Origin of the sequence: Pseudomonas thivervalensis, assembly GCF_001269655.1 — a bacterium.
Classification (GTDB): domain Bacteria; phylum Pseudomonadota; class Gammaproteobacteria; order Pseudomonadales; family Pseudomonadaceae; genus Aquipseudomonas; species Aquipseudomonas thivervalensis.
Genome location: NZ_LHVE01000007.1, coordinates 497,783 through 510,084, shown reverse-complemented (window position 1 = coordinate 510,084; position 12,302 = coordinate 497,783). Strand labels below are relative to the sequence as shown.

10 protein-coding genes are annotated in these 12,302 nt (G+C 62.2%); 9 read left to right on the top strand and 1 reads right to left on the bottom strand.

The features are described from left to right. Nucleotides 1-99: 99 nt before the first annotated feature. The 3 genes from acnA (at nt 100) to AD659_RS10000 (ending at nt 5,610) form a co-directional block, all read left to right on the top strand. Complete coding sequence (acnA, locus tag AD659_RS10010; RefSeq protein WP_053120697.1) at nt 100-2,841, top strand: aconitate hydratase AcnA; 2,742 nt, start codon at nt 100-102, stop codon at nt 2,839-2,841. Nucleotides 2,842-3,178: 337 nt separating this feature from the next. Then, the gene (locus AD659_RS10005) at nt 3,179-3,967 is read left to right on the top strand and encodes a CPBP family intramembrane glutamic endopeptidase (RefSeq protein WP_053120695.1); all 789 of its coding nucleotides are present in this window, start codon (nt 3,179-3,181) and stop codon (nt 3,965-3,967) included. Between the two features lie 77 nt (nt 3,968-4,044). Further along, entirely contained in the window at nt 4,045-5,610 is a 1,566-nt protein-coding gene (locus AD659_RS10000; protein WP_053120693.1) for a methyl-accepting chemotaxis protein, read from the top strand. 171 nt (nt 5,611-5,781) lie between these two features. Here AD659_RS10000 and AD659_RS09995 read toward each other — a convergent pair whose 3' ends face one another. Then, on the bottom strand, nt 5,782-6,474 hold the full coding sequence (locus tag AD659_RS09995) for an alpha/beta family hydrolase (protein WP_053120690.1): 693 nt from the start codon (nt 6,472-6,474) through the stop codon (nt 5,782-5,784). 96 nt (nt 6,475-6,570) lie between these two features. On the opposite strand from AD659_RS09995, the gene ccoN (AD659_RS09990) reads away from it, so the two are divergent. The 6 genes from ccoN (AD659_RS09990) (at nt 6,571) to ccoO (AD659_RS09965) (ending at nt 12,302) form a co-directional block, all read left to right on the top strand. Then, entirely contained in the window at nt 6,571-7,995 is a 1,425-nt protein-coding gene (gene ccoN / locus AD659_RS09990; protein ID WP_053120688.1) for a cytochrome-c oxidase, cbb3-type subunit I, read from the top strand. Between the two features lie 10 nt (nt 7,996-8,005). Beyond that, the gene (gene ccoO / locus AD659_RS09985) at nt 8,006-8,614 is read left to right on the top strand and encodes a cytochrome-c oxidase, cbb3-type subunit II (RefSeq protein ID WP_053120686.1); all 609 of its coding nucleotides are present in this window, start codon (nt 8,006-8,008) and stop codon (nt 8,612-8,614) included. A 5-nt stretch (nt 8,615-8,619) separates the two neighbouring features. Then, nucleotides 8,620-8,820, top strand: coding sequence for a cbb3-type cytochrome oxidase subunit 3 (locus AD659_RS09980; protein WP_053121358.1), 201 nt, complete (start codon nt 8,620-8,622; stop codon nt 8,818-8,820). Then, on the top strand, nt 8,817-9,770 hold the full coding sequence (gene ccoP / locus AD659_RS09975; protein ID WP_053120684.1) for a cytochrome-c oxidase, cbb3-type subunit III: 954 nt from the start codon (nt 8,817-8,819) through the stop codon (nt 9,768-9,770). Before AD659_RS09980 ends, ccoP begins: the two co-directional genes overlap by 4 nt. 481 nt (nt 9,771-10,251) lie before the next feature. Beyond that, entirely contained in the window at nt 10,252-11,694 is a 1,443-nt protein-coding gene (gene ccoN / locus AD659_RS09970; protein WP_053120682.1) for a cytochrome-c oxidase, cbb3-type subunit I, read from the top strand. Further along, nucleotides 11,694-12,302, top strand: a complete 609-nt coding sequence (gene ccoO / locus AD659_RS09965) for a cytochrome-c oxidase, cbb3-type subunit II (RefSeq protein ID WP_053120680.1) — start codon at nt 11,694-11,696, stop codon at nt 12,300-12,302. Before ccoN (AD659_RS09970) ends, ccoO (AD659_RS09965) begins: the two co-directional genes overlap by 1 nt.

The following is a 12,302-nucleotide window of genomic DNA, read 5'->3' as shown; positions in this document are numbered from 1 at the left end:
AGAGTCCAGTGATTAGTCATACGCTTAAAACAGGGCTAGGTTAAAGGCTCTGTCCGTTCCGTCAGTCCGTAGCCGTGCGGACTCAAAGGAGTGATTTCAATGCCGTCCCTCGATAGCCTGAAAACCCTTAAAACACTGCAAGTCGACGCCAGGACCTACCATTACTTCAGCCTGCCGGACGCCGCCCGAAGCCTGGGCGACCTCGACAAGCTGCCCATGTCCCTGAAGGTGCTGCTGGAAAACCTGCTGCGCTGGGAAGATGAAAAAACCGTCACCGGCACCGACCTCAAGGCCCTGGCCGCTTGGCTCAAGGAGCGTCGCTCCGACCGCGAGATCCAATACCGCCCGGCACGGGTGTTGATGCAGGATTTCACCGGCGTCCCCGCCGTGGTCGATCTGGCCGCCATGCGCGCCGCCGTGGAAAAGGCCGGCGGCGATCCCCAGCGGATCAACCCGTTGTCACCAGTGGACCTGGTGATCGACCATTCGGTGATGGTGGACAAGTTCGCCAGCAGCCAGGCGTTCGAACAGAACGTCGACATCGAAATGCAGCGCAACGGCGAACGCTATGCCTTCCTGCGCTGGGGCCAGAGTGCCTTCGACAACTTCAGCGTGGTACCGCCAGGCACTGGCATCTGTCACCAAGTCAACCTTGAATACCTGGGCCGCACGGTGTGGACCAAAGAAGAGGACGGCCGCACCTACGCCTTCCCGGACACCCTGGTGGGCACCGACTCCCACACCACCATGATCAACGGCCTCGGCGTACTGGGCTGGGGCGTCGGTGGGATCGAGGCGGAAGCGGCCATGCTCGGCCAACCGGTGTCGATGCTGATTCCCGAAGTCGTCGGCTTCAAACTCGTCGGCAAGCTGCGCGAAGGCATCACCGCCACCGACCTGGTGCTGACTGTCACGCAGATGCTGCGCAAGAAAGGCGTGGTGGGCAAATTCGTCGAGTTCTATGGCGACGGCCTGGCCGACCTGCCCCTGGCCGACCGCGCAACCATCGCCAATATGGCTCCGGAATACGGCGCCACCTGCGGATTCTTCCCGGTGGACGACGTGACCCTGGACTATCTGCGCCTGTCCGGGCGTCCGGCGGAAACCGTAAAACTGGTAGAGGCCTATTGCAAGGCCCAGGGCCTGTGGCGCCTGCCCGGCCAGGAACCGGTGTTCACCGACACCCTGGAGCTGGACATGGGCAGCGTCGAGGCCAGTCTCGCCGGGCCCAAACGCCCTCAGGACCGCGTTTCGCTGCCGAATGTCGGCCAGGCCTTCAGCGACTTCCTGGGATTGCAGGTCAAACCCACCAGTAAAGAAGAAGGCCGCCTGGAAAGTGAAGGCGGCGGTGGCGTCGCGGTGGGCAACGCCGATCAGGTGGGCGAAGCCGAGTATGAATACGAAGGCCACACCCATCGCCTGAAAAACGGTGCGGTGGTGATTGCCGCGATCACCTCGTGCACCAACACCTCCAACCCCAGCGTGATGATGGCCGCCGGGCTGCTGGCGAAAAAAGCCGTGGAAAAGGGCCTGGTCCGCAAGCCTTGGGTCAAGAGCTCCCTGGCGCCGGGCTCCAAGGTGGTCACCGACTACTACAAGGCGGCGGGACTGACCGAGTACCTGGACAAACTCGGTTTCGACTTGGTGGGCTATGGTTGCACCACTTGCATCGGCAACTCCGGGCCGTTGCCGGACCCCATCGAAAAAGCCATCCAGAAAGCCGACCTCACCGTGGCCTCCGTCTTGTCGGGCAACCGCAACTTCGAAGGCCGGGTGCATCCACTGGTGAAGACCAACTGGCTGGCTTCGCCGCCATTGGTGGTGGCCTATGCCCTGGCCGGCACGGTGCGCATCGACATCAGCAGCGAGCCGCTGGGCAACGACCGGGACGGCAAGCCGGTGTACCTGCGGGACATCTGGCCCAGCAGCCAGGAAGTGGCCGCCGCCGTGGCCCAGGTCAACACCAGCATGTTCCACAAGGAATACGCCGCCGTGTTTGCCGGTGACGAGCAATGGCAGGCCATCGAGGTGCCGCAAGCGGCGACTTACGTCTGGCAGGACGACTCGACCTACATCCAGCACCCGCCGTTCTTCGACGACATCGGCGGGCCACCACCGGCGGTCAGGAACGTCGAGGGCGCCCGGGTCCTGGCCCTGCTGGGAGACTCGGTGACCACCGACCACATCTCGCCGGCCGGTAACATCAAGGCCGACAGCCCGGCCGGTCGTTACCTGCGCGAACAGGGCGTGGAACCACGGGACTTCAACTCCTACGGCTCCAGACGCGGCAACCATCAGGTGATGATGCGCGGCACCTTCGCCAATATCCGCATCCGCAACGAAATGCTCGACGGCGAAGAAGGCGGCAACACGATCTACATCCCCAGCGGCGAACGCATGTCCATCTACGATGCCGCCATGCTGTACCAGGCCACGGGCACGCCGCTGGTGGTGATCGCCGGCCAGGAATATGGCACCGGCTCGAGCCGGGACTGGGCGGCCAAAGGCACCAACCTGCTAGGGGTCAAGGCGGTGATCGCCGAGAGCTTCGAGCGCATCCATCGCTCCAACCTGGTGGGCATGGGTGTGCTGCCGTTGCAGTTCAAGCTCGACCAGAATCGCAAGAGCCTGAACCTCACGGGCAAGGAAACCCTCGACATCCTGGGGCTTAACGACGTCGAACTGACGCCGCGCATGAACCTGCCCCTGGTCATCACCCGGGAGGATGGCAGCCAGGAGCGAATCGAAGTGCTATGTCGGATCGACACCTTGAATGAAGTGGAATATTTCAAGGCCGGCGGGATCCTTCACTATGTCTTGCGGCAGTTGATTGCCGCTTGAAAAAACCTTTGGATGAAACGATCCTCGTGGCGAGGGAGCTTGCTCCCGCTTGAGTGCGAAGCGCTCACAAAAAGGGGCTGCTACGCAGCCCAGCGGGAGCAAGCTCCCTCGCCACGGGTTTAATCCATCCTAATGAACAGTATTGTTCTTACTAAGCGCTGTTTTTGTATCAGCCCGCCTATAATCCCACCGGCACTCACGGAACAGAGTCCGCCAACTGCTTGCCCCTCCCGCGCATGAACCTGCATGGACACAAATGTGCTCTTTGCGCGACACGGAGGCGTCGAAGACCCGACGGCCGCCCTCGCCCAGAGTTCTCCCGCTAAAAGGATGTTGTATGCCCGCTTTACCCTGGCTTCACCTGGCCCTTCTTTCCACAGGCTATGGCTTGGCGCTGCTCAACGGCCAGTTGGCCTGGACCGCGATCATCTCGGTCGCGCTGTTGCTGTTCGCCGGGTATGCGGTTCGCCAGCAACAGACGCCGGTTGGCCAGTTTCTCGGGCATGCCCTGTTCATTGTCATGGCCCTGGCATTGGCCCTGCACTGGATGCCTGGCTTTTTCAACGGACGGGTAATCGCGCCGCAACGCTTGACCGACGACGCCGTGCCGTTTGCCATGTACCTGAACCAGGACAAACCGCTGATCGGCTTCTGGTTATTGCTGGCCTGCCCCTGGATCGTCGGCCGGCGGTCATTGCGCCTGTCGGTCCAGGCCACAGCGCTGGGTCTGGCGCTGAGCGCGGTGCTGGCCCTCGGCGGGGCCGTGCTGCTGGGCATGGTCGACTGGGCACCGAAATGGCCGGATCACGCCTGGTTATGGGCCTTTAATAATCTTTTATTGGTCACGATCGTGGAGGAAGCGCTGTTTCGTGGCTACATTCAGGGGGGCTTGAGCCGGCGCTTCAAACATTTGGCCCAAGGCGACACCCTGGCGCTGCTCCTGGCCTCGCTGCTGTTCGGCCTGGTGCATGCCGGCGCCGGTTGGCAATGGGTGCTGCTGTCGGGCCTGGCGGGGGTCGGTTATGGCCTGGCGTATCGTTTTGGCGGCCTGGGCGCGGCGATTGCTACACACTTTCTGCTTAACCTGCTTCATTTCGCCCTATTTACCTACCCGATGCTGGCGTGATAGCGACAGGCAAAAATAACTTCAACTAAAACCTGACAACGCCGACAACCTTTCAAAGCCTTGCGGATCTACACACCATGCGTAACAACCAACCCGTCACACAACGCGAAAGGACCTTCCCGGCCCAGCAACGATTGATTTCCACGACCGACACCAAGGGCGTCATCACCTACTGCAACGACGCATTCGTTGAGGTCAGCGGGTATTCCAAGGAAGAACTGATCCATGCGCCGCACAACCTTGTGCGCCATCCCGATGTCCCATCCGCCGTGTTCGCGCACATGTGGGGCACGCTGAAACAAGGCTTGCCATGGATGGGCATCGTCAAGAATCGCTGCAAGAACGGTGACCATTACTGGGTCAACGCCTATGTCACGCCCGTGTTCGAAGGCAATCAGGTGGTCGGCTACGAATCGGTGCGAGTCAAACCCTCCGCCGAGCAGATCGCCCGCGCCGAAGCCCTGTATCAACGCATCAACCAAGGCAAGTCCGCAGTGCCAGGCAGCGACAAATGGGTGCCGATACTGCAGGACTGGCTGCCGTTCATCCTGGTCAGCCAACTGGGCTTCGTCGTCGGAGCGTTTCTGAATTCCTCCTGGGGCTTTGCCCTGGCCGCCCTGCTGTCGGTGCCCTTGGGGCTGATGGGGCTGCAATGGCAGCAACGCGGGATCAAGCGCCTGCTGCGCCTGGCCGAGCAAACCACCTCCGACCCGCTGATCGCGCGGATGTACACCGATAGCCGCGGCGTCCAGGCACGCCTGGAGATGTCGATCCTCAGCCAGCAAGCACGCCTGAAAACCTGCCTGACCCGCCTGCAGGACACCGCCGAACACCTTAACGACCAGGCTCGCCAGTCCAATACCCTGGCCCATGACAGCTCCAGCGGCCTGGAGCGCCAGCGCGTGGAAACCGAACAGGTCGCCACAGCCGTCAACCAGATGGCGGCAACGACCCAGGAAGTCGCCAGCCACGTGCAGCGCACCGCCGATGCCACCCAGGAAGCCAATCGCCTGACCAGTCGCGGCCGCGACATCGCCGGGGAAACCCGCGAAGCCATCGAGCGGCTGTCGGTGGTGGTCGGTGAGACCGGTCAAACCGTGACCCAGTTGGCCAAGGACAGCGACGAGATCGGTGGCGTGGTCGATGTGATCAAAGGCATCGCCGACCAGACCAACCTGCTGGCCCTCAACGCCGCCATCGAAGCGGCCCGTGCCGGCGAGATGGGTCGCGGCTTTGCCGTGGTGGCCGACGAAGTGCGGCAACTGGCCCAACGCACCAGCGAATCCACCGGGCAGATCCACGCCCTGATCGCCAAGCTCCAGCAGACCGCCACCAACGCCGTGCAAACCATGGACGCCGGCCATCGTCAGGCCGAAGAAGGCGTGGCCCGGGTCATGGAAGCGGATCAGGCACTGGTGGGCATCAGCGAAGCGGTGGCGCATATCACGGACATGACCACCCAGATCGCCGCCGCCACCGAGGAGCAAAGTTCGGTGGCCGAGGAAATCAGCCGCAACATCAGCAACATCTCGGAACTGGCCGACCAGACCTCCGGCCAGGCCCACAGCTCGGCGCTGCTCAGCGAAGAACTGACCCGCACGGCCAATACGCAGTATTCGTTGGTGGAGCGGTTTAACCGCTGATAGGTGTCGGCTTGATCAAAAAACCCGGGCAGCGAAAGCTTCCGGGTTTTTTGTTGCCTGATAGACCGCTATCGCGAGCAAGCTCGCTCCCACAGGGGTTGTGGGTCGCTCATTCAAATGCATTCCAATGTGGGAGCGAGCTTGCTCGCGATGAGGCCATGACTGGCAGCATCAGTCTTGAGACACAAACCCGGCCACCGCCTGCGCCGCCGCCTGCAGATGGTGCTCATGACTAAATCCCGAAGCCTTCAACGGCTTCAAATCATGATCCCCCGCCACCAACCACAACAGCTCGATGTTCGGTGACAAGGTGTAGCCCTGCACCGCCTCCCGATTACCCAACGCATCCCGCTCGCCCTGGACGATCAAGGTCCGGGTCTTCAATCCTGCCAGGTGCTCGACCCGCGGTTTCTCCGGCTTGCCCACCGCATAGAACGGATACCCCAGGCACACCAGCGCATCGGCACCCAACTCATCGGCCAGCAAGCTCGCCATGCGTCCGCCCATGGACTTGCCGCCAATGGCCAGCCGCCCAGCGACATAAGGCCGCACCGTGGCGTACACCTCACGCCAGCATTCGAGCAGCTTGGGGGCAGGGTTCGGGGGCCGCTTGCCACCATCCAGGCGCCGCTGGGCCATGTAGGGAAACTCGAAGCGCAATACGTTGACGCCCTGTGCGGCAAGGCGCGCGGCCATTTCCTCCATGAAGCCGCTGTCCATCGGCGCACCGGCACCGTGGGCCAGGATCAGGGTCGCAGGCTCGGCGCCCGCGCCCGGTTGCGCGCCCGTCCACAGCCAGCCGTGTCGCGCCACGCACCGCGCCCATTGATCCCCGTCAATACTGGCCTTGTGCTGTTTGTCCATGCTTGCCTCGCTTTTAGTCTGCCTATAACTCCAGGCGAAGAACGCCGCACTGCCTTGCGCAGGCGCTCACTTCGGCTGAACCGTGGATGGGGAACCATGAACACTTCTATCAGTACCGCCTACAACTACAAGGTGGTCCGCCAATTCGCCATTATGACGGTGGTGTGGGGCATCGTCGGCATGGGGCTCGGGGTTTTTCTCGCGGCCCAATTGGTCTGGCCGCAGCTCAACTTCGATTTGCCCTGGACCAGCTTCGGTCGCCTGCGCCCGTTGCACACCAACGCGGTGATCTTCGCCTTCGGCGGCTGCGCGTTGTTTGCCAGTTCGTTCTACTCGGTGCAACGCACCTGCCAGACCCAGCTGTTTGCGCCGAAAATCGCCGCGTTCTGCTTCTGGGGCTGGCAGTTGGTGATCCTGCTGGCGGCCATCAGCCTGCCGCTGGGCTACACCAGTTCCAAGGAGTACGCCGAACTGGAATGGCCGATCGACATCCTGATCACCATCGTCTGGGTCGCCTACGCCATCGTGTTCTTCGGCACCGTGGCCAAGCGCAACACCAAGCACATCTACGTCGGTAACTGGTTCTTCGGCGGGTTCATCCTGACCGTGGCGATCCTGCACATCGTCAACAATCTGGAACTGCCAGTGAGCTTCACCAAATCCTACTCGGTGTACGCCGGGGCCACGGATGCGATGGTGCAATGGTGGTACGGCCACAACGCCGTAGGCTTTTTCCTCACCGCAGGCTTCCTGGGGATGATGTACTACTTCGTGCCGAAGCAGGCCGAACGTCCGGTGTATTCCTATCGCTTGTCCATCGTCCACTTCTGGGCGCTGATCACCCTGTACATCTGGGCCGGCCCGCACCACTTGCACTACACCGCGCTGCCGGACTGGGCGCAGTCGCTGGGCATGGTGATGTCGCTGATCCTGCTCGCACCGAGCTGGGGCGGCATGATCAACGGCATGATGACCCTGTCAGGTGCCTGGCATAAGTTGCGCAGCGACCCGATCCTGCGCTTCCTGGTGGTGTCCCTGGCGTTCTACGGCATGTCGACCTTCGAAGGTCCGATGATGGCGATCAAGACCGTCAACGCCCTCTCCCACTACACCGACTGGACCATCGGCCACGTGCATGCCGGCGCGCTCGGCTGGGTGGCGATGATTTCCATCGGCGCGCTGTACCACATGATCCCGAAAGTCTTCGGTCGGCCACAGATGCACAGCATCGGCCTGATCAACGCGCACTTCTGGCTCGCGACTATCGGCACCGTGCTCTACATCGCCTCGATGTGGGTCAACGGCATCGCCCAGGGCCTGATGTGGCGTGCGGTGAACGAGGACGGCACCCTCACCTACTCCTTCGTCGAAACCCTGGTGGCCAGCCACCCCGGCTTCGTCGTGCGGCTGGCGGGCGGGGCGATCTTCCTCATCGGCATGCTGCTGATGGCCTACAACACCTGGCGCACCGTGCGGGCCTACCAGCCTGCCGAAGCCGCCGCTGCCGCGCAGATGGCCTGAGGAGTCCGCCATGAAACACGAAACAATCGAAAAAAACGTCGGCCTGCTGATGCTGCTGATGGTTCTGGCCGTGAGCATCGGTGGCCTGACCCAGATCGTGCCGCTGTTCTTCCAGGACGTGACCAACAAGCCGGTGGACGGCATGAAGCCCTACACCGCCCTGCAACTGGAAGGCCGCGACATCTACATCCGTGAAGGCTGCGTCGGCTGCCACTCGCAGATGATCCGTCCGTTCCGCGCCGAGACCGAGCGCTATGGCCACTACTCCGTCGCCGGCGAAAGCGTCTGGGACCACCCGTTCCTGTGGGGCTCCAAGCGCACCGGGCCGGACCTGGCACGGGTCGGCGCACGCTACTCCGATGACTGGCACCGCGCCCACTTGTACAACCCGCGCAACGTCGTGCCGGAGTCGAAAATGCCGGCCTACCCATGGCTGGTAGCCCAGGCGGTGGACAGCAGCCACACCGAAGGCAAGCTGCGCGCCATGCGCACCCTCGGCGTGCCGTACACCGACGACGACATCGCAGGTAGCGTGGCCTCGCTCAAGGGCAAGACCGAGATGGACGCGCTGGTGGCCTACCTGCAAGTGCTCGGCACTGCCATCAAGAGCAAGAGGTGAGCCTGATGTTTTTTGAAATGAGCACTGGAATGATCCGCGGCCTGGGCACCGTCGTGGTGTTCGTGGCTTTCATCGGCCTGACCCTGTGGGTGTTCAGCAGCAAGCGCGGACCGGAGTTCGCCCAGGCGCGCCTGCTACCGTTCGCCGACGAACCGCCCGCCGACCTTACCCCCCAAGACCCTGCAACAAGGAGTACCCGGCCATGACCACCTTCTGGAGTACGTGGATCTGCGTACTGACCATCGGCAGCCTCATCGGCCTGACCTGGCTGCTGATCGGCACCCGCAAGGGCGAGACCAAGGGCAGCGTCGACCAGACCATGGGCCACAGCTTCGACGGCATCGAGGAGTACGACAACCCGCTGCCGCAGTGGTGGTTCCTGCTGTTCGCCGGCACCCTGGTGTTTTCCGTTGGCTATCTGGTCCTCTACCCGGGCCTGGGCAACTGGAAAGGCATCCTGCCCGGCTACGAGAACGGCTGGACCGGCGCCCATGAATGGGAAAAGGAAATGGCCAAGGCCGACGCCAAATTCGGGCCGATCTTCGCCAAATTCGCCGCCATGCCCGTGGAGGACGTGGCCAAGGACCCACAGGCCTTGAAGATGGGCGGTCGCCTGTTCGCCTCCAACTGCTCGGTCTGCCACGGTTCGGACGCCAAGGGTGCCTTCGGCTTCCCGAACCTGGCCGACAGCAACTGGCGCTGGGGCGGCGCTGCCGAGACCATCAAGGCGACCATCATGGGCGGCCGCATGGCGGCGATGCCGGCCTGGGGCGAAGTGTTGGGGGAAGCCGGCGTCAAGAACGTGGCCGCCTATGTGCGCCACGACCTGGCGGGCCTGCCTTTGCCGGCGGACAGCAGTGCCGACCTGCAAGCCGGCCAGCAGGCCTTCAATACCACCTGCGTCGCCTGCCACGGCGCCAACGGCCAGGGCACCGAAGCCATGGGCGCGCCGAACCTGACGCAACCGGCCGGCTTCATCTACGGCACCAGCCTGACCCAGTTGCAGCAGACCATTCGCCATGGTCGCCAAGGCCACATGCCGGCGCAGAATGAGCTGCTGGGCAACGACAAGGTGCAACTGCTAGCGGCTTACGTCTACAGCCTGTCCCAGGGCGTCGGCACCGAGCGCCTGCAAGCGGAACACAAAAGCGAATAAATCCTGACCACACGAACAGCCGCATTCATCGGATGCGGCTGTTCCGTGCCCCTGCGCGACGCATTGTCGCACCCTCCCATAGTCTTTCTTTCGGTTCCCCGGAATCAGGTCTAAGCTTGCCTTTGCGTGCGCTGGCGACTGCCGGTTTCAGGTCGATCCGACCCGATGCGTTCGACAATCCGTTCGTCAAAAAGGCCGCAAAGGCAGGTGAATACCGGCTGTTGCGACAGTTGCCTGGTATCACCCGAACGCCGTGTTCGAACACACCCAGTCACAACCGACCTGACCCCCTCGCCTCTTTCCTTCGTTGCGACATTTTGCCGAGGGCCAATTTTGTCCCTACACCGAACATGGAAAGGCCGCAGAATCAGCGTTGGAAAGCATTGACCCAGGTCATGGCGCGTTGCAATGACCCCCCGCTTTCTCCATACTTGCGACCGATTTTTATCCTAATAAAACACCCAAACCGTGGAACCTTAGAATGAGCACAGCAATCAGTCCGACTGCTTATAACTATAAGGTAGTCCGCCAGTTCGCCATCATGACGGTGGTCTGGGGGATCCTTGGCATGGGGCTCGGTGTCTTCATCGCCTCGCAACTGGTCTGGCCGGAGTTGAACTTCGATCTGCCATGGACGACATTTGGACGCCTGCGCCCGCTGCACACCAACCTGGTGATCTTCGCCTTCGGTGGTTGTGCGTTGTTTGCCACTTCTTACTACGTCGTGCAGCGAACCTGCCAAACGCGACTGATTTCCGACAGCCTCGCCGCCTTCACCTTCTGGGGCTGGCAAGCGGTGATCGTCGGCGCGATCGTGACCTTGCCAATGGGTTTCACGACCACCAAGGAATACGCGGAACTGGAATGGCCCCTGGCTATCCTGCTGGCGATCGTCTGGGTGACCTACGGTTTGGTGTTCTTCGGCACCATCGTCAAGCGCAAGACCAAACACATCTACGTTGGTAACTGGTTCTACGGTGCCTTCATCGTCGTGACCGCCATGCTGCACATCGTCAACCACGCCTCCCTGCCGGTCAGCTTCTTCAAGTCGTATTCGGCCTACTCGGGCGCGACCGACGCGATGATCCAGTGGTGGTACGGCCACAACGCCGTGGGTTTCTTCCTGACCACCGGCTTCCTGGGGATGATGTACTACTTCGTGCCAAAACAGGCCGAGCGTCCGATCTATTCCTATCGCCTGTCCATCGTCCACTTCTGGGCGCTGATCACCCTGTACATCTGGGCCGGTCCGCACCACCTGCACTACACCGCACTGCCGGACTGGGCACAATCCCTGGGCATGGCAATGTCGATCATCCTGCTGGCGCCAAGCTGGGGCGGCATGATCAACGGCATGATGACCCTGTCGGGTGCCTGGCATAAGCTGCGCACCGACCCGATCCTGCGGTTCCTGGTCGTCTCGCTGGCGTTCTACGGCATGTCGACCTTCGAAGGCCCGATGATGGCCATCAAGACCGTCAACTCCCTGAGCCACTACACCGACTGGACCATCGGCCACGTACACGCCGGTGCGCTGGGCTGGGTCGCGATGATTTCCATCGGCGCCATCTACCACATGATCCCGAAACTGTTCGGTCGCGCGCAGATGCACAGCACCGGCCTGATCAACGCGCACTTCTGGCTCGCGACCATCGGCACCGTGCTCTACATCGCCTCGATGTGGGTCAACGGCATCACCCAAGGCCTGATGTGGCGTGCGATCAACGACGACGGCACCCTGACCTACTCGTTCGTCGAGGCGCTGCAAGCCAGCCACCCTGGCTTCATCGTGCGCGCCCTGGGCGGCGCGTTCTTCGCCAGCGGCATGCTGTTCATGGCCTACAACGTGTACCGCACCGTTCGTGCCTCTGACCCGGCTGAAGCTGAAGCCGCCGCCAAGATCGCCGTAGTTGGAGCTCACTGATGAAGCACGAAGCAGTAGAGAAGAATATCGGCCTGCTGGCCTTCTTCATGGTCATCGCCGTGAGCATCGGCGGCCTGACCCAGATCGTTCCGTTGTTCTTCCAGGACGTGACCAACAAGCCGGTCGAAGGCATGAAGCCGCGTACCGCCCTTGAACTGGAAGGCCGCGACATCTACATCGCCAACGGCTGTGTCGGCTGCCACTCGCAGATGATCCGTCCGTTCCGTGCCGAGACCGAACGCTATGGCCACTACTCCGTTGCCGGCGAAAGCGTCTGGGACCACCCGTTCCTGTGGGGTTCCAAGCGTACCGGTCCGGACCTGGCCCGCGTTGGCGGCCGCTACTCCGACGACTGGCAGCGTGCGCACTTGTACAACCCGCGCAACGTCGTGCCTGAGTCGAAAATGCCGGCCTACCCGTTCCTCGTAGAAAACAAGCTCGACGGCAAAGACACCGCCAAGAAAATGGAAGTCCTGCGCGCCTTGGGCGTGCCTTACACCGACGAAGACATCGCCGGTGCCAAGGATGCCGTCAAGGGCAAGACTGAAATGGACGCGCTGGTGGCCTATCTGCAAGGCCTGGGCACCATCATCAAAAGCAAACGGTGA

What these genes read in the sequence shown, in the direction of transcription:
- ccoN (WP_053120682.1), top strand. Translation starts at nt 10,252, where the DNA reads ATGAGCACAGCAATCAGTCCGACTGCTTATAACTATAAGGTAGTCCGC.
- acnA (WP_053120697.1), top strand. Translation starts at nt 100, where the DNA reads ATGCCGTCCCTCGATAGCCTGAAAACCCTTAAAACACTGCAAGTCGAC.
- ccoO (WP_053120680.1), top strand. Translation starts at nt 11,694, where the DNA reads ATGAAGCACGAAGCAGTAGAGAAGAATATCGGCCTGCTGGCCTTCTTC.
- ccoP (WP_053120684.1), top strand. Translation starts at nt 8,817, where the DNA reads ATGACCACCTTCTGGAGTACGTGGATCTGCGTACTGACCATCGGCAGC.
- AD659_RS09980 (WP_053121358.1), top strand. Translation starts at nt 8,620, where the DNA reads ATGTTTTTTGAAATGAGCACTGGAATGATCCGCGGCCTGGGCACCGTC.
- ccoN (WP_053120688.1), top strand. Translation starts at nt 6,571, where the DNA reads ATGAACACTTCTATCAGTACCGCCTACAACTACAAGGTGGTCCGCCAA.
- AD659_RS10000 (WP_053120693.1), top strand. Translation starts at nt 4,045, where the DNA reads ATGCGTAACAACCAACCCGTCACACAACGCGAAAGGACCTTCCCGGCC.
- ccoO (WP_053120686.1), top strand. Translation starts at nt 8,006, where the DNA reads ATGAAACACGAAACAATCGAAAAAAACGTCGGCCTGCTGATGCTGCTG.
- AD659_RS10005 (WP_053120695.1), top strand. Translation starts at nt 3,179, where the DNA reads ATGCCCGCTTTACCCTGGCTTCACCTGGCCCTTCTTTCCACAGGCTAT.
- AD659_RS09995 (WP_053120690.1), bottom strand. Translation starts at nt 6,474, where the DNA reads ATGGACAAACAGCACAAGGCCAGTATTGACGGGGATCAATGGGCGCGG.